Here is a 17853-nt window from a genome sequence, read left to right on the forward strand (position 1 = left end):
ATGGGAGTCTTCGTCTTCCTGCCGCTGGTGCTGCCGCTGTCCGCCTGGCCGGTCGCCCGGCTCGCCGAGACCCGGCTGCACCCGCGCACCGCCACCCGGCTGCTGACCGCGGTCGCCGTCGTCATGGCCGTGTGCAGCACGCTGTGCCTGGCCCTGCTCATGGTGGTCGGCACCGCGCAGCTGCCCGGCAACCCGCTGCCCGACGGCTGGTCCGACCCCGAGGTGCGGGCCGCCGTCCCGCACGACGAGGTGGCCGGCCGGGCCGCGATACCGGCGCTCGCCGCGGTCGCCGCCGCCTGCGCCCGCACCCTGTGGCGGCACCGCCGGGTCACCCGCCGCGCCCGCCGGGCCCTGGCCCAGGTGCCGGGCCCCACGGTGGCCGTCCTGCCCGACAGCACGCCGTACGCGTACGCGCTGCCCGGCGGCCGGGGCCGGATCGTCGTCAGCACCGCCCTGCTGGCCGGACTCGCCCCGGCCGAGCGGCGCGCCCTGTTCGCCCATGAACGCGCCCACCTGACCGCCCGCCACCACCGGCATCTGCTCGCCGCGCACCTGGCCGCCCGCGCCAACCCGTTCCTGCGTCCGCTGCGCACCGCCGTCGTCTACACGGCCGAGCGGTGGGCGGACGAGGAGGCGGCCCGCGCGGTCGGCGACCGGCGCACCGTCGCCCGCGCCATCGGCAAGGCGGCCCTGCTGTCCCCGCGCACTCCGGCGCCCACCCTGGCCGCGCTCGCCGCGACCGGGCCCGTGCCCCGCCGGGTGGCCGCGCTGCTGGCGCCCGCACCGGCGGTCCGCACCTGGCCGTCGGCGTTCACCGCGGTCGGCCTGGCCGCCTGGGGCGCCGCCGCCGGGGCGCTGGCCTCCGCGATGTCCTCGGCGAACTCGGCCGTCACCCTGGTGCTGATCCTGCGCGCGGCCACCCCTTTGTGAACCGGAGGCACCCAGGGCGTCCACGGCACGGGGAGAAGGAACGCCGGGTGCGCGAGGACAGGGCGCACGCGGCGCCGGTGCACGGGGCCCGGACCGCGCCGGCTGGTGCCGGTCCGGCTCGCCCGCCGAACTGCCCCGGATCGAGCACCGCCGCGCCCGCGAGACCGCCGCCCCGGCCCTGCCGGACCGGCGGATCACCTGCTTCTCGTCCACCGCGCCCACCGGCGTGACCGGCGCAGCGCTCGACGGCGCCCTGCAGCCGGGGCTTCCGGCGTACCCGGAGGCTGGACACGGACCACTGGGTGTCACCCGGACGGTCGCGCCCGCGGCCTGAGGGAGACGGGCCGGGCGAACGGGCGGCGGCCGGGGCGCCAGGTGGCGACCAGGGCCCCCGCCAGCAGCAGTTCGGCGATGTCACCGCCGTAGTACATGATCTCCGCGCCGCCCCGGACCTCGGAGGCGGGCGCGTGGACGGCCACCAGGAAGCCGCCGTACATCAGTTGCGCGGCGACCGCGTGCACGGCGATCGCGCAGCCCAGCCAGGCCAGCCGCGCGGGCACCCCGGGACGGGCCGGGGCGGGGTCGGGCCCGGCCAGGGCGTGCGCGAACAGGCAGCCCGACAGCAGGAAGTGCGCGTGCACCGCCCAGTGCCCGGCCGGGTGCGCCATGGCGGTGTCGTACAGCGGGGTGAAGTACAGCGCCGGCAGGCTGCCGGCGGACAGCAGCAGGGCGGCCGGCGGACGGGTCAGCAGGCGCGCCGCACCGCTGTGCAGCACCGCGGTGAGCCGGCGTGCGCGCGGCGCGGAAACGGCGCGCAGCACCAGCGTGACCGGAGCGCCCAGGACCAGGGCGAGCGGGGCGTACATCCCGATGAGCAGGTGCTGGACCATGTGGCCGCGGAAGTCCCGGTGCGCGAGGGGCGGCAGCAGCGCCACCGCCAGCAGCACCACCCCGGAGCAGAACGCGGCGGTCCGCCAGGCGCTCCAGCCCCGCACCGGATTGCGCCGGCGCGCCCGGGAGGCCAGCAGCAGATAGCCGCCTGCGCACACCAGCAGGGCCACGACCGGCAGGACGACGTCCAGCGCGTCACCGCTCGCCGACCGGGAGGTGTGGTGGTGGTCCATCAGGCGGGGCGCCCCTCACGAACCGCGCCGGGAGCCGCCGGGCCGAGGGGCCGGCCGCCCCGCCGCAGCAGCAGTCCGCCGGCCACCAGCAGCGCCCCGAGGACCAGGAACGCCACGTCCCACCACACCTGGTGGGTTCCGCCGCGCACATGGTGGATCCCGAGGACCTGGTGGTCCAGCAGGCCCTCCACCAGGTTGAACAGGCCCCAGCCGACCAGGACCCAGCCCCACAGCACCCGCGAGGTCCACACCCGCCGCCGGCCGCTGGTCACCCGGGCGTACAGCACGGCGAGCCCGGACAGGACGGCCAGCCAGCACACCGTGTGGAAGACGCCGTCCCACACGGTGTTCATCTCCAGCCCGGAGACGCTGTCCGGGTCGTAGTACTTCACACCGATGCGGTCGTGGTCGGTGCTGGTCAGCATGTGGTGCCACTGGAGGAGCTGGTGCAGCAGGATCCCGTCGACGAACCCGCCGAGCCCCACCCCCAGCAGGATGCCGGGCAGGCGCAGACTGGCGGGCGCGGTCTCGTTCCTGGTGTCTCGTGCGGTCGTCGCCATCGCTCCTCGTCTCGGTCGGTTCCCGGGTGGATCGCATCCGGCTGAGGTGCTCCCACGACAGCTATCAGTTCCCGGGCGCCCGCGCTGCGGCAGGCTCGGCCATCTGCGGGCCCGGCGGAACGGCCGGCTTGTGACGGCCCGGGGACGCCCGCCGGGCGCACGCACGCGTCCCTGGTACCCGGCGAAAGATGGACAAGCCATAACTTGCGTGCTTTCACCTGCGTTTCACCGGGTGCGGGCGAGTGCCCGCGACCGTATCTGGAAGGACAGGGAACCGATGAAACGGGTTACCCGAAACAGTGTCATCGCCGTCGCCGCCGCCTCGGGCGCGATGGCAGTGGCCGGGCCGGCGCACGCCGACTCCGCCGCGGCCGGTCACGCGGGCGGTTCGCCCGGGCTGATCTCCGGCAACGGCATCCAGTTGCCGGTACACGTCCCGGTGAACGCGTGCGGGAACACCGTGAACGTGGTCGGGCTGCTCAACCCCGCCATGGGCAACCGCTGCGCCAACCAGGGTGACCGGACCGGGGGCAAGGAGGGGGCGGCGACGTCGGGCGGCGCCACGGCCGTGGGCAAGGAGCAGGGCTCGCCCGGGGTGATCTCCGGCAACGGCGTCCAGCTCCCGGTCGATCTGCCGGTGAACGTCAGCGGCAACACCGTCGACGTGGTCGGGATCGGCAATCCCGTCTTCGGCAACACGTCCGTGAACACCTCGGGCACCCGCCCCCACACGCCCGGCCGGTCCACCCCGCCCGCGCCGCGGCCGCCCGTGCGGACCACCCCGCCGGCGCACCACCGGCCGGACACCCCGCCGCACCACCCGGCCACCACCCGCCCGGAGCCGAAGCCGTCCTCCAGCGTCGTACGGCAGCGCACGCCCGGCACCCTCGCCCGCACCGGAGCGGACGGCACCTGGACGGCCGCCGCCGCGGGCCTGGCCTCGCTGATGGGCGGGACGGTGCTGTACCGCCGCTTCCGGCCGCGGACCGAGCGCTGATCCCGGCCGCCCCCTCCGGTGCCGGGAGGGGGCGGCCGCCTCGTTCGCCGGCCGCGCCGGGGCGGGGTCAGCGGCGCAGCTCGACCTCGTGCTCCATGCGGGACAGCTTCCCGGGGTTGCGCACGGCGTACAGGCCGGCGATCCGGCCGTCGGCGATGTGCAGGGCGAGGACGGTGTCGACCCTGCCGTCGAGCCGCAGGACCAGCGCCGGGCAGCCGTTGACCTGGGCCGGCCGCAGCGCCGCCGCGCCGAACCTGCGCAGCCCGGCGGCCAGCGGGGCGACCCGCTCGGCCCCCACGACCGGCTCCGGCGCGGCCCGCGCGACCCCGCCGCCGTCGCCCAGGAGGACGACGTCCGGCGCCAGGATGTCGAGCAGGCCGCGCAGGTCACCCGTGTCGACGGCCCGCCGGAACGCCTCCAGCGCGGCCCGGGTCTCGGCGGCGGAGACCGCTCCGCGTGGCCGGCGCGCGGCGACATGGGCGCGGGCCCGGTGGGTGATCTGACGGACCGCGGCCAGGCTCTTGCCGACGGTCTCGGCTATCTCGCCGTACTCCACCCCGAACACCTCGCGCAGCACGAACACCGCCCGCTCGGTGGGGGTGAGCGTCTCCAGCACCAGCAGCATCGCCATCGAGACGCTGTCGGCCAGCTCGACGTCCTCCGCCACGTCCGGCGCGGTCAGCAGCGGTTCGGGCAGCCAGGGGCCGACGTAGGACTCCCGGCGCCGGGCGAGCGTCCGCAGCCGGGCCAGTGCCTGGCGGGTGGTGATCCGGACCAGGTACGCCCGCGGGTTGCGCACGGTCCCCGGATCGACGTCCGCCCAGCGCAGCCAGGTCTCCTGGAGGACGTCCTCGGCGTCGGCGGCCGAGCCCAGCATCTCGTAGGCGACGGTGAACAACAGGCCCCGGTGGGCGACGAACGTCCCGGTGGCGTCCTCCGCCCGCGCCCCCCGGGGTCGCGCCGTGTCCGTGCCCCGCTCGTCCATGTCCGCTCCCGCCTGTCCGCCCGCCGGCCCTGTCATCCACGAGAGGCCGGCGGGCGGCGCCGTGTGACCTCCACGGCGGGTGACGTGTGTCACGCGGGGGCGGGCGGCCTCACCAGGTGACGGGCAGCCGCACCGGGAAGCGGCGGATGGTGCCGGTGTCCCACTCGATGTCCTCGGGGGCCACGGCCAGCCGCAGCGAGGGGAAGCGGGTCAGCAGCCCGGTGAGCGCGCTGTCCAGCTCCGCCCGCGCGAGCGGCGCCGCCAGGCAGTGGTGTCCGCCCCAGCCGAACGTCATGTGCGGGCGCACCGGCCGCTGAAGGTCCAGCCGGTGCGGGTCGGGGAAGACGGCCGGGTCCCGGTTGGCCGCCAGGTACGACACGTGGACGTAGTCTCCGGCGCTGATCAGGGTGCCCTCGATCTCCGCGTCCTCCAGGGCGATCCGGGGGATGCCCACGCCCTTGCGGAACGGGATGAACCGCAGCAGTTCCTCCAGCGCGCCGGGGAACCGGCCGGGGTCGCGGGCGAGCGCCTCCCGCTGCTCGGGGTGGGTCAGCAGCACATAGGCGATGTCGCTGATCTGGCAGGTCGCGGTGTCGTTGCCGCTGAGGATGAGCGTCACGGCCAGCACCGCCAGCTCGTCGTCGCTCAGCGGCTCCTCGCCCTCCGGCACCGGGGCCGTGGCCAGCGTGCTGAGCAGGTCCTCGCCCGGCGCCCGCCGCCGCTGGGGGACCAGCCCGGCGAAGTACGCCCGCAGGGACGCCTTGGCCTCGGCCGCGGTCTGCCGGGCGTCGGCGGAGGTGGCCAGCAGCCGCATGGTGCGGTCCCGCAGCTCGTCGCGGTCGGCCTCGGGCACGGCGAGCAGCTCGCAGATCGTCAGGTGCGGCAGCGGCACCGACAGATGGGTCACCAGGTCGGCGGGCGGTCCCGTCTCGGCCATCGCCGTGAGCAGCCCGGCCACCACCCGGTCCACGGCCGGCCGCATCGCCGCCACCCGGTCGCGGGTGAACGCCTGGGCCGCCACGTGCCGCAGCCGGGTGGCGTGCGGAGGGTCCGTCACGTTGATGGATTCCGGCGACACGATGGGCTCGGGCGTCATCCTCGGGTAGTCGCGCCCGACGATCGCCGCCCGGCTGAACCGCGGATCGCACGTCACCTGACGCACGCCGGCGAAGCTGGTCACGAGCCACGCCTCGGCCTCGCCGTAGGGCAGCCGGATCCGGCTCACCGGGCCGCGTCGTGCCAGCGCGTCCAGCTCCGGGTCGAACTCCAGCGCCTCAGCGAAGTCGAAGGGGCATTCCAGCACTGCCGGTTCCTGGAAGGACATCACAGCCTCCTTTGCGCGCCGCCGGGCGCGCTCGTCGGTGCCCGGCCGGGCACCTCCGCCCGTGCGGGCGCCGGGGTGCCCGGGCCGGGCCCCAAGAGTCACTTCCCCAATATGCGGGAGCTCGACGGGGTTCGCACGACAGGGGCGAGCGCGGCCCGGCGGGGCTCAGGCGCCGACCCGGTCCCGCCGGCGCCGGAGGAAGGAGGACCGGCCGGACGCCTCGGCACCGCCGCGGGCACCGCCGTGGGCGGCGGCGCGGGCGGCGCCGTCGGGCATCGTGAAGGCGAAGACGGCCGTGGCCGCCGCGAGCGCGGCGAGGGCGAGGAAGGCGTGCTGGTACGCGGCGACCGGCGGGGCGCCGGCGGCGCCCGCCGGGGTGCCGAGGACGAGGGCCGTGGTCACGGCCGCCGGCGCGAGCGCGCCACCCGTCTGGCGTACGACGGTGTTCAGCATCGTGGCCTGGGCGAGGTCGGCCCGGTCGACGGTGGCCAGCGAGGCGACCGTCGTCGGGATGAAGAAGCAGCCGATGGCGGCGCCGAACAGGAACATGTAGCAGCGGACGGTCCACAGGCCGGTGTGCGCGTCGCAGCCGGCGAGCAGCAGCAGGGTCACCGTGACCCCGGCCAGCCCGCAGCCGACGATCAGGCGCGGACCGACCCGGGCGTAGAGAACGCCGGTGAGCTGGACGGTCAGCAGGACGCCGAACGCCTCGGGGAAGGTGGTCAGGCCGGACTCCAGCGCCGTGCGGCCCTGGGCCTGCTGGAGGAAGAGGGGCCCCAGGTACAGGGCGCCCATGATGGGTATCAGGCCGACCAGATTGATCAGGTTGGTGTCCCGGAAGAGGCGGTCGGTGAACAGGCGCAGCCGCAGGAGGGGGTGGGCCGTGCGCAGTTCGACGGCGACGGCGGCGGCCAGCAGCACCGCGCCGAGGACCAGGCAGCCGAGGACGGCGGGGGAGGACCAGCCGCGGTTGGGTCCCTCGCAGACGCCGAACATGACGGTGCCCAGGGCCCCCGCGCTCAGCAGCAGTCCGGGCAGGTCGAACCGGCCGGGCCGGCCGCCGCGGCCGCCGGCCAGGAACAGGGCGCCGAACAGCACGGCCGGCAGCCCCACCGGCAGGTTGACGTAGAACACCCACCGCCAGGACAGCTGGTCCACCAGCAGTCCGCCCAGGACGGGGGCCGCGGCCGGGGCGATCTGCTGCGGAATGATCATGTAGCGGGAGATGCGGACCTGTTCGGCGGGGGTGAAGGTGCCGAACAGCAGCGCGGCGGAGGCCGGGAAGAGAACGCCGGCCGACAGCCCCTGCACGGCTCGGTAGGCGACCAGCTGACCGAGCCCGGCCGCCGCCCCGCACAGCAGGGACGAGCCGAGGAAGCCGGCCAGGGCGGTCAGCAGGACGCGTTTGCCGCCGAACCGCTCGACCAGCCAGGCGGAGGCCGGGATGGCCATGGCGAGACAGACCGGGTAGGCGACGACCGCGCCGTCCAGCGCGGCGGTCGTCACCTGGAACTGACGGGCGATCGAGGGCAGGGCCACGGTGGTGATCGCCCCGTCGACGATCGCGATGAACGTCACGCTGACGCAGATGACGGGGACGACCAGACGCTGGCTGAGGGACGGCAGGGCGAACGGCGCGGAGGGACGAGGACGCATATGCTGAGCATACGCACTATGTTGTTGCTCAGGACATGGTTTTTGGCGCGCACGGCACGGGACAGGTCCTGACGGGCCGTCATGGGGCGGGCCGGGGCTCGATGGCCCCGGCCGCGCGGAACAGGAGAGACTGGGCGCCATGGCAGTGCACGGCAGCAGCGACATCCTCATCGACGAACTGTTCGAGACGACCAACCGGCTACGGCAGTTCGTGGAGGCCCGGTTGCGGGAGAAGGGGGCGTCGGTGGCCCGGCTGCGCGCCCTGCGCATGCTGGCCCGGGCACCGGAACCGCTGCGGATGCGGGACCTCGGCGAACTGGCCGGGATCGCGGCCCGCACCACCACCACGATCGTGGACAGCCTGGAACGCGACGGCCTGGTGGAGCGGGTACGGCACCCCACGGACCGGCGCGCGTTCCTGCTGCGCCTCACCGAGGACGGGCTGCGCTGTCACCGCGAGGCGGAGGAGACCGACCGCCTCGCCCTCGCCGAGGCCACGGCGACGCTGGACGCGGCCGAGCGCGCGCAGTTGCGGGCGCTGCTGGCCCGCATCCGGCAGAACACGGGGTGAGGGGCCCGCCGGGCGCCGGGCGGCGCGCCCGTGCGCGGGGGCGGACCTCCCCGCGCCCCTCCAGGGCCCCGCTCAGGCGCGCCACGCGCTGACGGACGCCCGTACGTAGTCGGTGAAGTCGCGCGGCCGGCGGCCGAGGGCCCGCCGGACCCCGTCGGAGAGGTGCTCGTCCAGGCCGCGCCGGATCGGGCTCACCGCCTCCGCGTAGTCCTCCGCCGCGGCGGCCGGCCAGCCCCGCGCGGTGAGTCCGGCCACGAACTCCCCGGGGGGCACCGGGACGTAGCGCACGGCACGGCCGGTCGCCGCGGCGATCTCGGCGACGGCCTCGGTGAGGGTCAGCGCCCGGGGCCCGGAGAGCTCGTAGGTCCGCCCCGCGTGGCCGTCCTCGGTGAGGGCCGCCACCGCGACCGCGGCGATGTCCTCGGCGTCGACGAAGGACACGGCGCCGTCCCCCGCCGGCAGCCTCAGCTCACCGGCGAGGACGGCGTCCCGGAAGACGCCCTCGCTGAAGTTCTGCGCGAACCAGGCGGGCCGCAGGATCGTCCACGCGACACCGCTGTCCCGCACGGCGCTCTCCCCGTCCACGTGGGTGGCGCCCGCGCTGTTGGCCTCGCCGGAGTATCCCGGCACGTCCACGCCGCGCCCCGACAGCAGCACGACGCGTTCCACCCCGAGCCGGACGGCACGCTCGACGAAGGGGCGGGTGAGGAGGTGCCCGTCGAGGGGGACGAGGTACACCGCCCGCACGCCGTCCAGCGCGCGGTCCCAGGTGGTGCGGTCCAGCCAGTCGAACCGCGGTTCGCCGTGGCGCGACGCCACCCGCACCGGGGCCCCCTGCGCGCGCAGCAGGGACACGACCCGGCCGCCGGTCGTGCCCGTGCCGCCGGTGACCAGAAAAGGATGCTCAGTCATACGAGCAGTCAATCCCCCGCGCGGAAGACGGCCCATGGCCGAGAGGCTCGCTCCGATGTCCGCGCGTCTACGCTGCGGGGATGGATGTGCTCTCCGAACTGCTGGACGGTGTGCGGGCCCGGGGCGCCCTGGTCCGGCGCACCGCCATCGGCCGGCCGTGGTCCCTGCGCTTCGCCGCCGGCGCGCCGCTGACGCTGGCGACCATGGTGCGGGGCCGCGCCTGGATCGTCCCCGCCGACGGCGAACCGGTGCCGGTCCGGACGGGAGACATCGCGGTCATCCGGGGCCGGGCGCCGTACACGGTCGCGGACGATCCGGCCACGCCGCCCCCGCGGACCGTGATCGACAGCGCCGACTACTGCCTGCGGGGCGGCTGCGCGGGGGAGACCGGCGAGGACGGGGCCGGCGACGTCAGCGGTACGGGCGGCGGCGGGGCCGACGACTCGGCCGTCCTCCTCAGCGGGGCGTACACCGGCCGCGGCGAGATCAGCGAGCGGCTGCTGCACGCGCTGCCCGAGGTGCTGGTGGTCCCCGACGCCGCATGCCACCGTGAACTGCGGGACCTGGTGGCCGAGGAGGCCGGCGGGGACAGACCCGGGCAGCGGGTGATGCGCGACCGGCTGCTGGACCTGCTGCTCCTGTCCACGCTGCGGAGCTGGTTCGACCGGTCCGCCGCGCACGCGCCGCCCTGGTACCGCGCCCTGGACGACCCGGCGGTGGGCCGCGCGCTGGAACTGCTCCACGAGGAACCCGCCCGCCCCTGGACCGTGGCGGCCCTGGCGGCGGAGACGGGACTGTCCCGGGCCGCCCTCGCCCGCCGCTTCACCGCGCGGGTCGGCGTGCCGCCGATGGCCTACCTCGCCTCCTGGCGCGTCGACCTGGCGGCCGACCTGCTGCGCGAGACGGACGCCACGGTCGGCTCGATCGCCCGGAAGGTCGGTTACGCCGACACCTTCGCGCTCAGCACCGCCTTCAAACGCCTGCGCGGTGTCACTCCGACCGGACACCGCGCCAAAGCACTCACGGACGACGCCGGATGAAGGGAACGCGGCCGGGCCGTCCGCCGGGCGTCACCGTCCGGCGTCGATCCGCCAGGCGATCATCCCGCTCGCCCGGCTGCCGGCCCGGACGTCGATGCGCAGGGCCTCGTCGCCCGAGAAGCGCTCGGAGACCACGGAACGGTCGCAGGGGACGGCCCGCTTCGCCGCCGCCCCGCCCGGGGAGAAGACGATCTCCGCCGTTCCCTCGCCGGCACAGGCCACCGCCAACCGGTAAGGGCGCCCGGTGGACAGCAGCGGCTGGGTGTGCACCCCGTCCACGACGCGTTCCACTCCCGACTCCACCAGGGAACCGTCCTGTCCGGCGACGGCGTCGAGCGCCGCCCGCGCCTGCGCGGTGAGCTTGCGCTCATGAACGGCGTCCACGCCCGCGGGGCGAGATGCCGCCGCCGTGCGCTCCGGCGCGGTGCCCCGGCCGGACGTGCATGCCGTCAGGCCCAGGCACACCACCGATGCCAGCGCGGCCCCGAGCAGCCCTCCGAAGACCGGTCCCGGGACGGCCCGGCGCACCACGAGACGCATACGAATTCCCCCTGTCGGATTCCCCGTCCCGGTCACCCTAGGGGATGCCTGGGCTCGGGGTGCGTCGTCCCCGGGACGGGCGTGACAGGGGACGGGTTCGACGGGGTCGCGCTCGGGGGCGAGGACGGAGGTGAGGACGGGGACGGAGTCGGGGACGGGGTGCCGGTCGGCGGGTGCGGGGAGTGCGCCGGAGGGACCGGGGCCGGGTGCTCGTCGCGTGCCGTGAGGAACGCCGGGGTGAGGAAGACCAGCGCCGCCACGGCGGCCAGGACCAGCGCGCCCACCACCGCCCGGCGCACCGGCGTGCGCCGCGACCGCACCGGGCCGGCGGGCGGGGCCAGCGGCCGCAGGTCGGCCGGGCCGACGGCGTGCGCCCGCGCGGCCAGCGCGGCCCGCAGGCGCTCCTCCACCGGCGTCGCCCCGCCCTCGTGCCGGACGTACCCGGATGTACCGGACTCGTTCATCGCAACCCCTCCAGCCGACGCCCCAGAGCGTCCAGGGCCCTGCTGGCCGTGGACTTGACGGCACCGCGCGACAGGCCGAGCGTCGCCGCGATCTCGGCCTCGGTCAGATGCGACCAGTAGCGCAGCACCAGTACCTCCCGCTGCCGCCGGGTCAGCGTGCGCAGCGCCGCCAGCACCTCCCGGTGGTCCTCGTGCAGCAGCACGTCCTCCTCCGGGGCGGGCGCGTGCCCCTCGGGCGCGGGAACGTGCGCCCGTACGGTCCTGCGGCGGCGCAGCACGGAGCGGGCCGCGTTGACGACGCTGGTCCGCAGATACGCCTCCGGGTCGTCCAGCGCGGACAGCCGGTGGCCGTGCCGCCGGAACAGCGCGGTGAACGCGTCCTGCACGACGTCCTCGGCGGTGGGCACATCGTCCACCAGCAGCACCGCGAGGCGCACCAGGGACAGCCGGCGGTGGTGGTACAACTCCTCGATCCCCGGCGGGGACCCGGCCGCGACGGCGCGGGCCGGGGCGGCGCCGGCACGGGCCGCGGCCGGTGCCGTACCCGTGCGGACCCGGGCGAGGACGCGGGCCCGTACCGCGTGGGCGAACCGCCGCGGCCAGGACGCGGAGGGCTTCGGGGTGCCGGCGCGTTCCCAGGGCAGGACCGTGGCCGGTGGTGTCGCTGTCGTCATGGATCTCCCGGTGCGGGATTCCGGTGCGGGGAGCCGCCGCGCGACGGCTCCCCGCACCGGACCCGCCTCAGTGCTGCTGCGGAACCGGCGCCGGAGTGGCCGGGCGGTGGTGGGGGCGCGGTGCGGGTGCCGGACGGGCCGACCCCGGAGCCGGGGAGGGGGTCGCCGTCGGCGGCACGGGGGCGGGCGAGGGGGTCGCCGTGGCCGGCACGGGCGAGGGAACTGCCGTGGGCGGCAGGGACGGGACGGCCGTGGGCGGCAGGGAGGGAACGGCCGTGGGCGGCACGGACGGGACGGGCGTGGGCGGTACGGGGGAGGGGGTCGCGGTGGGGGACGACGGCACCGGGGACGGAGTGGCCGACCGGTGGGGTGCCGGGGCGGGGTCGCCGTCCTGGGCCGCCTGCGCGGTCATGGTGCCGGCGACGGTCAGGGCCGCGCCTGCGGCGGAGAGCCCCAGGACGGCGCGCAGCCGGTGCGTACGGTTCGGGCGCGGGGCACGGTGTGCGGACATGTGTTCCTTCGGTCGCTCGGGTCGGACATGTGGTCGAAGTGGAGGCCTCCACCCCGACAGACGTCCGACCCCGGGCGGGGTTGCAGGTCGTGGCCGACGAATTTTCCGCGGCGGGCACGGCTCGGTGCCGCCGTCCCCCCGCCTGGTTGGCGGGACGGGGGCGCGGGGCCGACGATGGTCCCATGGGGTACGGCCGCCGCCGCAGCGCCGGTGCCGTCCGAGGCCGCCGGGGGACGGAGGCCGGCCCCGGCCGCGGTGAGCGGCCGGAAGGGAGGACACCGTCATGCTGGAAGTGAGGACGGTCGGCGAGCCGGACGAACGGCGCGACTTCCCCCGCGGCCACCTCGAAGCGCTCCACCTGACCGGACTGGACTTCGCGGTGGGCACCTTCGAACCGGGCTGGCGCTGGTCGGAGTCCGTGGCACCGATCGCGGAGACCGGAAGCTGCATGGTCCACCACAACGGCTACGTGGTGCGCGGGCGGCTGCGCATCCGGATGGACGACGGCGCGGAGGGCGAGGTCGGCCCGGGCGACGTCTTCGTGTGCACACCCGGCCACGACGCCTGGGTGGTCGGTGACGAGCCGGTCGTGGTCCTCGACTTCGCGGGCACCATGGCCAACGAGTACGCGAAGGAGCGGCGGAACGAGCCGGCATAGACCGACGCCCGGGCGTCACGCGCCGAAAGGTGCCGCCCCTTCCTCCGCGAAGGCCACCGCGGCCGGATGGCCGAACAGGCCCGGCAGGCCGCCGGTGTGGAGGAAGACGGTCCGCTCGCCCGGGCGGATGTCACCGTCCCGGACGGCCGCGCGCAGGCCGGCCAGGGCCCGGCCCGTGTAGACCGGGTCCAGGACCAGGCCCTCGGTGCGTGCGGCGAGCCGGAGCGCCTCGGACGCCGGGCCGGTCAGGGCCGCGTACCCGGCGCCCACCTGGTCCCGGCGCACCCGCAGCGCTTCGGGCGTGACCTCCTCGTCGGTGAGCGGCGCCGCGCACTCGGCGACCGCGGCGGCCGGGTCGGGCAGCGCGCCCACGTCGACACCGAGCACCGAGCCGCTGCCCAGGGCCGCGACCAGCCCCGCCATCGTGCCGCCCGAGCCGAGCGCGACCACCGTCGTGCGCAGGTGGGGGACCTGCTCGCGCAGTTCCGCGCCGCAGACCGCGTACCCCCTCGCCGCCAGGGCGCTGGAACCGCCGAACGGGATCGGCGCCGGACGGGCGCCGGCGGCCCGCAGCCGCGCGCGCACCTCGGCGGCCGCCGCGTCCAGCCCGGCCCGGTCCGCCTCGCCGGCCCAGACGAGCCGCGCCCCGAACAGTCCGTCCAGGGCGAGGTTGCCGGAGCGCGAGCCGCCCGGGGAGCCGCGCAGCACGAGGACGACGTCCAGCCCCAGCCGGGCGCCCGCGGCGGCGGTCAGCCGGGCGTGGTTGCTCTGCGGGGCACCGGTCGTCACGAGGGTGTCCGCCCCCTCGGCGAGCGCCGCGCCCACCGTCCACTCCAGTTTGCGGACCTTGTTGCCGCCGCCGCCCAGGCCGGTCAGGTCGTCCCGCTTCACCCACAGGTCGTCCGGGTCCAGCCCGAGCGCGGCGGCCAGCCGGGGCGCCGGTTCGACGGGGGTGGGGAAGGTGCCCAGCGGCACGGGCGGGTGCTGGTTCATCGCGCTGTCCTCGGGTCGGTGACCGGCGGGCGGGGGCGCCGCCGCGACCAGTCGATCATGCTGGGCGGCCCGCCGTCACCCCGTCGGCGGGCGCGCCCCCGACTCGCCTCACACCGGCAGCAACCGGGAGACCAGCGCGCCGAGTTGCCGGGCCGTGCGGCACTCGTGCATGTCCACCAGGCCGGCGTAGGCGGGCGCCGCCGAGTCGCCGGTGCCCCAGCGGTCGCGGGGCTCGGGGTTCAGCCAGTGCACGCGCCGGGCCCGCCGGGCGATGTCCCGCACGGCCGGGAGGTTCGGGTCGCTCATGTTCGTCCGGGCGTCACCGAGGACGAACACCGTCGTGCGCGGGCCGACCGCGCCGCCGTACCGCTCGGCGAACTCGCCCAGCGCCATGCCGTAGTCGCTGCTGCCGTGCCAGCCGGTGAGCGTGGCCTCGGCGCGGATGCGGGCGCCGAGTCCGTCGGGGTCGGCCCGGCCGCGGTCGAGCAGGCCGGTGACCTCGTCCAGCCGGTTGACGAAGGCGAACACGCGCACCTTGGCGAACTCCTCGTGCAGCGCCTGGACGAGGAGCATGGTGAAGTCGGAGAACCCGGACACCGAGCCGGACACGTCGCACAGCAGCACCAGTTCGGGGCGGACCGGGCGGCGCCGGCGCAGCACCGGCCGCATCGGCACCCCGCCCGTGGACAGCGAGGAGCGCAGGGTGCGGCGCAGGTCGATCGTGCCGCGCGCGGCCCGGCGGCGGCGTGCGGCGAGCCGGGTGGCCAGCTTGCGCGCCAGCGGCTGGACGGTCCTGCGCAGTTCGGCGAGCTGGTCCCGGCCGGCGTACAGGAAGTCGACCCGGTCCGCGGCCGGCCTGACGCCCCGCCGGGCGATCTCGTCCCGTCCGCGCCGCTCCGCCACCCGGCGCCGCGCCTCCGCCCCGACCATCCGCCGGAACTCCTCGATGCGGCGCCGGATCTCGTCGTCGAGCAGCCGGTCCGCGAAGTTGGCCGCACGGCCCGCCCCGCTGCCGCCCCGGCCTCGGACGTCGGCCCGCACCCGGGCCAACAGGGTCTGCGGGCGCAGCCGTTCGAGGGTCTGATACGCCGACCAGCCGTCCGAGGCGGGGGAACTCCCGTATCCGCCCAGCCCGTCGACCGCCTCGGCCGCCAACCGGGCCAGCAGCGCCCGGTCGTCGGCGGCCAGCGCCTCGGCGAGCCGGTCGCGCAGGTCGTCCCGGTCCCCGGAAGCGCCGTGCGGACCGCCGACGCCGCGCGGGAAGTACAGGTCGAAGACCGCGTCGAACACGGCCCGTTGGCCCGGGCCGTGCAGCAGCGTCGCGGCCAGGCCCTCGCGCAGCAGCTCCCGGTCCGAGAGCCCCAGGACCTCCGCCGCGCGGGCCGCGTCCACCGTCTCCGCGGTGCCGATCCGCACCCCGTGCGCGCGCAGTGCCCCGGCCAGGCCGGCGATCCGGTCGGCGACGGCGGTCACAGCGCGTCCAGGTCCAGCTTGGCCGCCGCCTTCTGGATGTCGTCCTGGTGCTTGAGGATCACCCCGAGGGTGTCCCGTACGACGTCCTCGTCCAGGGTGCCGGCGCCCAGGGCCAGCAGGGTGCGCGCCCAGTCGACGGTCTCGGCGACGGAGGGCGCCTTGCGCAGGTCCATCGCGCGCAGCGCCCCGGCCACCCGCACCACCGACTCGGTCAGCGCGGCGCCGAGGCCCGGCACCTTCAGCCGTACGATCCGCCGCTCCAGCTCCTCCTCCGGGAACCCGATGTGCAGGAACAGGCAGCGGCGGCGCAGCGCCTCGGACAGCTCCCGGCCGGCGTTGGAGGTGAGGACGACGAACGGGCGGCGGGTGGCGGTGACCGTGCCCAGTTCGGGAACCGTGATCTGGAAGTCGCTGAGCACCTCCAGCAGCAGCCCCTCCATCTCGATGTCGGCCTTGTCGGTCTCGTCGATGAGCAGCACCGTGGGCTCGTCACCGCGGATGGCGGTCAGCAGCGGGCGGGGGAGCAGGAACTCCTCGCTGAAGATGTCGGTACGGGTCTCGTCCCAGCTCTCGTCGCGGCCCGCGCTGATGCGCAGCAGCTGCTTGGCGTGGTTCCACTCGTACAGCGCCCGGGACTCGTCCACGCCCTCGTAGCACTGGAGCCGCACCAGCCGGGCGCCGGCCACCTGGGCGACGGCCTTGGCCAGCTCCGTCTTGCCGACCCCGGCGGGCCCCTCCACCAGCAGCGGCTTGCCCAGCCGGGCGGCGAGGAACACGGTCGTGGCGACGGCGGGCGAGGCGAGATAGCCGGCCTCGGCGAGGCGGGCGGAGACGTCGTCGACGGACGTGAACAACGGGGGCCTCCGGCGGGTCAGCGGCAGCAGGCCCTGGGAGCAGACCCCAGGGAAACGTTCCGGCTTCTATCTAAGCGCTTGTTCAGCTCCCGCGCCACGGTCCACGACGATCAGCCGCCTCCACCGGGCCCCCGACGGGCCCGCCCCCACCCAGCACGCACCCATCCCCCCATCCAGCCCACCCCGACGCGCCCCCGCCCGCCCCGCCCGCTGCAATGGACCCGTGACACCGCTCCCCGACGACTGCCTGACGCGCAACGAGTGGGTCTGCGGGATCTATCTGAGCACCCGTCGGCAGCTCCTGCTCGACGCGGTCGTCCAGCACCTCCAGCTGACCTTCCTGTCGGTGCTGGCCGGACTGGCCGTCGCGGTGCCGCTCGCGGTGCTGGCCCGCCGCCGGCGCCGGGCGGCCGGCCCGGTCCTGGCCGTGACGACGATCCTCTACACCATCCCCTCGCTGGCCATGTACTCCCTCCTCCTGCCCCTGTACGGCCTGTCGGCGACCCTCGTCGTCGCCGGGCTGGCGCTGTACTCGCTCACCGTGCTCGTGCGCAACATCCTCGCGGGCCTGCGCGCCGTCCCGGAGGACACCCGGCAGGCCGCGCGCGGCCTCGGCTACGGCCCCGTCCGCCTGCTGTTCGCCGTGGAGCTGCCGCTCGCGCTGCCCGCCGCGATGGCGGGCCTGCGCATCGCCACCGTCTCGGCGGTCTCCCTGGCGACGGTCGGCGCGATCGTCGGCTACGGCGGCCTCGGCAACCTCATCTACGCGGGCATGAACAGCTACTTCAAAGCTCAGGTGCTCACCGCGTCCGTGCTGTGCGTGCTGATCGCCGTCGCCGCCGACCTGCTCCTGCTGGGCGTGCAGCGGCTGCTCACCCCCTGGACCAGGGCAGCGCGCGCGTGAGCACCCTCGCCGCCGCCTGGGACTGGCTCACCGACCCCGCGCACTGGCCGGGCGAGGACGGCATCCGGCACCGGCTGCTCCAGCACCTGGCGCTCACCGTCGTCTGCCTCCTGCTGAGCTGTGCCGTCGCCCTGCCCGTCGCGCTGGTCCTCGGCCACCTCGGCAGGGGCGGCGCGCTCGCCGTCAACCTCGCCAACGCCGGCCGGGCCGTGCCCACCTTCGCCGTCCTGGTCCTGCTGCTGCTCACCCCGGTCGGACGCTGGAGCGAGGGGCCCACCGTGGCCGCCCTCGTCCTGTTCGCCGTGCCGCCGCTGCTCACCAACGCCTACGTCGGCATGCGCGAGGTCGACCGCGGTGTCGTCCAGGCCGCCCGGGGCATGGGGATGACCGGCCGCCAGCTCCTGTTCCGCGTGGAACTGCCCCTCGCGCTCCCGCTGCTGCTGAGCGGGGTCCGGCTCGCCGCGGTGCAGCTCGTCGCCACCGCGACCATCGCCGCGCTCGCGGGCGGCGGCGGCCTCGGCCGGATCATCACGGCCGGCTTCAACCTGGCCAGTACGCCCCAGGTGGTCGCGGGCGCGTTCCTCGTCGCCGTCTTCGCCCTCCTGGTGGAGGCCGTCTTCGCCCTCGCCGAGCGCCTGGCGCCGGTCCGGACGAGGGGCGGCCGCCCGTGAGAGGCCGGCGGA

Annotated in this window: 20 protein-coding genes; 7 read left to right on the plus strand and 13 right to left on the minus strand. The window is 76.0% G+C overall.

Translation table 11 applies throughout. The annotated features are described in order from the left end of the window. Complete coding sequence (locus tag AB0E62_RS00745; protein ID WP_362185952.1) at nt 1-930, plus strand: M56 family metallopeptidase; 930 nt, start codon at nt 1-3, stop codon at nt 928-930. Nucleotides 931-1235: 305 nt separating this feature from the next. On the opposite strand, the gene AB0E62_RS00750 is transcribed toward AB0E62_RS00745, so the two are convergent. Both AB0E62_RS00750 and AB0E62_RS00755 read right to left on the minus strand, forming a co-directional pair. Continuing rightward, nucleotides 1236-2054 carry a cytochrome c oxidase assembly protein gene (locus AB0E62_RS00750; protein WP_362185955.1) on the minus strand — a complete coding sequence of 273 codons (819 nt, stop codon included), beginning with the start codon at nt 2052-2054 and terminating at the stop codon, nt 1236-1238. After that, complete coding sequence (locus AB0E62_RS00755; protein WP_362185958.1) at nt 2054-2614, minus strand: DUF2243 domain-containing protein; 561 nt, start codon at nt 2612-2614, stop codon at nt 2054-2056. The genes AB0E62_RS00750 and AB0E62_RS00755 overlap by 1 nt, the downstream gene beginning before the upstream one ends. Nucleotides 2615-2891: 277 nt before the next feature. Between AB0E62_RS00755 and AB0E62_RS00760 the strand changes: the two genes are divergently transcribed. Then, a complete protein-coding gene (locus AB0E62_RS00760) occupies nt 2892-3611 on the plus strand; it encodes a chaplin (RefSeq protein ID WP_362185961.1) in 720 nt (239 codons plus the stop codon). Nucleotides 3612-3678: 67 nt separating this feature from the next. Here AB0E62_RS00760 and AB0E62_RS00765 read toward each other — a convergent pair whose 3' ends face one another. The 3 genes from AB0E62_RS00765 to AB0E62_RS00775 form a co-directional block, all read right to left on the minus strand. Continuing rightward, nucleotides 3679-4596: an RNA polymerase sigma-70 factor gene (locus tag AB0E62_RS00765; protein WP_362185963.1), complete on the minus strand. Its 918-nt coding sequence runs from the start codon at nt 4594-4596 to the stop codon at nt 3679-3681. Between the two features lie 109 nt (nt 4597-4705). Beyond that, the gene (locus tag AB0E62_RS00770; protein ID WP_362185966.1) at nt 4706-5920 is read right to left on the minus strand and encodes a cytochrome P450; all 1215 of its coding nucleotides are present in this window, start codon (nt 5918-5920) and stop codon (nt 4706-4708) included. 165 nt (nt 5921-6085) lie between these two features. Next, on the minus strand, nt 6086-7576 hold the full coding sequence (locus tag AB0E62_RS00775; protein ID WP_362185969.1) for a DHA2 family efflux MFS transporter permease subunit: 1491 nt from the start codon (nt 7574-7576) through the stop codon (nt 6086-6088). A 139-nt stretch (nt 7577-7715) separates the two neighbouring features. On the opposite strand from AB0E62_RS00775, the gene AB0E62_RS00780 reads away from it, so the two are divergent. Continuing rightward, the gene (locus AB0E62_RS00780; protein WP_362185972.1) at nt 7716-8147 is read left to right on the plus strand and encodes a MarR family transcriptional regulator; all 432 of its coding nucleotides are present in this window, start codon (nt 7716-7718) and stop codon (nt 8145-8147) included. 72 nt (nt 8148-8219) lie between these two features. Here the strand turns inward: AB0E62_RS00780 and AB0E62_RS00785 are convergent, their stop codons facing one another. Continuing rightward, a complete protein-coding gene (locus AB0E62_RS00785; protein WP_362185975.1) occupies nt 8220-9059 on the minus strand; it encodes an NAD(P)H-binding protein in 840 nt (279 codons plus the stop codon). Between the two features lie 80 nt (nt 9060-9139). On the opposite strand from AB0E62_RS00785, the gene AB0E62_RS00790 reads away from it, so the two are divergent. After that, nucleotides 9140-10099, plus strand: a complete 960-nt coding sequence (locus tag AB0E62_RS00790; protein WP_362185978.1) for an AraC family transcriptional regulator — start codon at nt 9140-9142, stop codon at nt 10097-10099. Nucleotides 10100-10129: 30 nt separating this feature from the next. Here the strand turns inward: AB0E62_RS00790 and AB0E62_RS00795 are convergent, their stop codons facing one another. The 4 genes from AB0E62_RS00795 to AB0E62_RS00810 form a co-directional block, all read right to left on the minus strand. Further along, complete coding sequence (locus tag AB0E62_RS00795) at nt 10130-10639, minus strand: hypothetical protein (RefSeq protein ID WP_362185981.1); 510 nt, start codon at nt 10637-10639, stop codon at nt 10130-10132. A 32-nt stretch (nt 10640-10671) separates the two neighbouring features. Further along, complete coding sequence (locus tag AB0E62_RS00800; protein ID WP_362185984.1) at nt 10672-11103, minus strand: hypothetical protein; 432 nt, start codon at nt 11101-11103, stop codon at nt 10672-10674. Continuing rightward, entirely contained in the window at nt 11100-11777 is a 678-nt protein-coding gene (locus AB0E62_RS00805) for a SigE family RNA polymerase sigma factor (RefSeq protein WP_362185987.1), read from the minus strand. The genes AB0E62_RS00800 and AB0E62_RS00805 overlap by 4 nt, the downstream gene beginning before the upstream one ends. Before the next feature lie 67 nt (nt 11778-11844). After that, the gene (locus AB0E62_RS00810) at nt 11845-12288 is read right to left on the minus strand and encodes a hypothetical protein (protein ID WP_362185990.1); all 444 of its coding nucleotides are present in this window, start codon (nt 12286-12288) and stop codon (nt 11845-11847) included. Between the two features lie 283 nt (nt 12289-12571). On the opposite strand from AB0E62_RS00810, the gene AB0E62_RS00815 reads away from it, so the two are divergent. After that, complete coding sequence (locus tag AB0E62_RS00815; RefSeq protein WP_362185993.1) at nt 12572-12946, plus strand: cupin domain-containing protein; 375 nt, start codon at nt 12572-12574, stop codon at nt 12944-12946. Between the two features lie 15 nt (nt 12947-12961). On the opposite strand, the gene AB0E62_RS00820 is transcribed toward AB0E62_RS00815, so the two are convergent. From AB0E62_RS00820 to AB0E62_RS00830, 3 genes are all read right to left on the minus strand, one after another. After that, a complete protein-coding gene (locus AB0E62_RS00820) occupies nt 12962-13939 on the minus strand; it encodes a pyridoxal-phosphate dependent enzyme (protein WP_362185996.1) in 978 nt (325 codons plus the stop codon). Between the two features lie 108 nt (nt 13940-14047). After that, nucleotides 14048-15412 carry a VWA domain-containing protein gene (locus tag AB0E62_RS00825; protein ID WP_362185999.1) on the minus strand — a complete coding sequence of 455 codons (1365 nt, stop codon included), beginning with the start codon at nt 15410-15412 and terminating at the stop codon, nt 14048-14050. After that, the gene (locus tag AB0E62_RS00830; protein ID WP_362186002.1) at nt 15409-16266 is read right to left on the minus strand and encodes a MoxR family ATPase; all 858 of its coding nucleotides are present in this window, start codon (nt 16264-16266) and stop codon (nt 15409-15411) included. Before AB0E62_RS00830 ends, AB0E62_RS00825 begins: the two co-directional genes overlap by 4 nt. 223 nt (nt 16267-16489) lie before the next feature. On the opposite strand from AB0E62_RS00830, the gene AB0E62_RS00835 reads away from it, so the two are divergent. Together AB0E62_RS00835 and AB0E62_RS00840 are read left to right on the plus strand one after the other, a co-directional pair. Beyond that, the gene (locus AB0E62_RS00835) at nt 16490-17170 is read left to right on the plus strand and encodes an ABC transporter permease (protein WP_362186005.1); all 681 of its coding nucleotides are present in this window, start codon (nt 16490-16492) and stop codon (nt 17168-17170) included. Further along, nucleotides 17167-17841, plus strand: coding sequence for an ABC transporter permease subunit (locus AB0E62_RS00840; protein ID WP_362186007.1), 675 nt, complete (start codon nt 17167-17169; stop codon nt 17839-17841). Before AB0E62_RS00835 ends, AB0E62_RS00840 begins: the two co-directional genes overlap by 4 nt. Nucleotides 17842-17853: the final 12 nt, after the last annotated feature.

The sequence above is a fragment of the Streptomyces sp. NPDC038707 genome, from assembly GCF_040636485.1.
Classification (GTDB): Bacteria; Actinomycetota; Actinomycetes; order Streptomycetales; family Streptomycetaceae; genus Streptomyces.

What these genes read in the sequence shown, in the direction of transcription:
- AB0E62_RS00745 (WP_362185952.1), top strand. Translation starts at nt 1, where the DNA reads ATGGGAGTCTTCGTCTTCCTGCCGCTGGTGCTGCCGCTGTCCGCCTGG.
- AB0E62_RS00750 (WP_362185955.1), bottom strand. Translation starts at nt 2,054, where the DNA reads ATGGACCACCACCACACCTCCCGGTCGGCGAGCGGTGACGCGCTGGAC.
- AB0E62_RS00755 (WP_362185958.1), bottom strand. Translation starts at nt 2,614, where the DNA reads ATGGCGACGACCGCACGAGACACCAGGAACGAGACCGCGCCCGCCAGT.
- AB0E62_RS00760 (WP_362185961.1), top strand. Translation starts at nt 2,892, where the DNA reads ATGAAACGGGTTACCCGAAACAGTGTCATCGCCGTCGCCGCCGCCTCG.
- AB0E62_RS00765 (WP_362185963.1), bottom strand. Translation starts at nt 4,596, where the DNA reads ATGGACGAGCGGGGCACGGACACGGCGCGACCCCGGGGGGCGCGGGCG.
- AB0E62_RS00770 (WP_362185966.1), bottom strand. Translation starts at nt 5,920, where the DNA reads ATGTCCTTCCAGGAACCGGCAGTGCTGGAATGCCCCTTCGACTTCGCT.
- AB0E62_RS00775 (WP_362185969.1), bottom strand. Translation starts at nt 7,576, where the DNA reads ATGCGTCCTCGTCCCTCCGCGCCGTTCGCCCTGCCGTCCCTCAGCCAG.
- AB0E62_RS00780 (WP_362185972.1), top strand. Translation starts at nt 7,716, where the DNA reads ATGGCAGTGCACGGCAGCAGCGACATCCTCATCGACGAACTGTTCGAG.
- AB0E62_RS00785 (WP_362185975.1), bottom strand. Translation starts at nt 9,059, where the DNA reads ATGACTGAGCATCCTTTTCTGGTCACCGGCGGCACGGGCACGACCGGC.
- AB0E62_RS00790 (WP_362185978.1), top strand. Translation starts at nt 9,140, where the DNA reads ATGGATGTGCTCTCCGAACTGCTGGACGGTGTGCGGGCCCGGGGCGCC.
- AB0E62_RS00795 (WP_362185981.1), bottom strand. Translation starts at nt 10,639, where the DNA reads ATGCGTCTCGTGGTGCGCCGGGCCGTCCCGGGACCGGTCTTCGGAGGG.
- AB0E62_RS00800 (WP_362185984.1), bottom strand. Translation starts at nt 11,103, where the DNA reads ATGAACGAGTCCGGTACATCCGGGTACGTCCGGCACGAGGGCGGGGCG.
- AB0E62_RS00805 (WP_362185987.1), bottom strand. Translation starts at nt 11,777, where the DNA reads ATGACGACAGCGACACCACCGGCCACGGTCCTGCCCTGGGAACGCGCC.
- AB0E62_RS00810 (WP_362185990.1), bottom strand. Translation starts at nt 12,288, where the DNA reads ATGTCCGCACACCGTGCCCCGCGCCCGAACCGTACGCACCGGCTGCGC.
- AB0E62_RS00815 (WP_362185993.1), top strand. Translation starts at nt 12,572, where the DNA reads ATGCTGGAAGTGAGGACGGTCGGCGAGCCGGACGAACGGCGCGACTTC.
- AB0E62_RS00820 (WP_362185996.1), bottom strand. Translation starts at nt 13,939, where the DNA reads ATGAACCAGCACCCGCCCGTGCCGCTGGGCACCTTCCCCACCCCCGTC.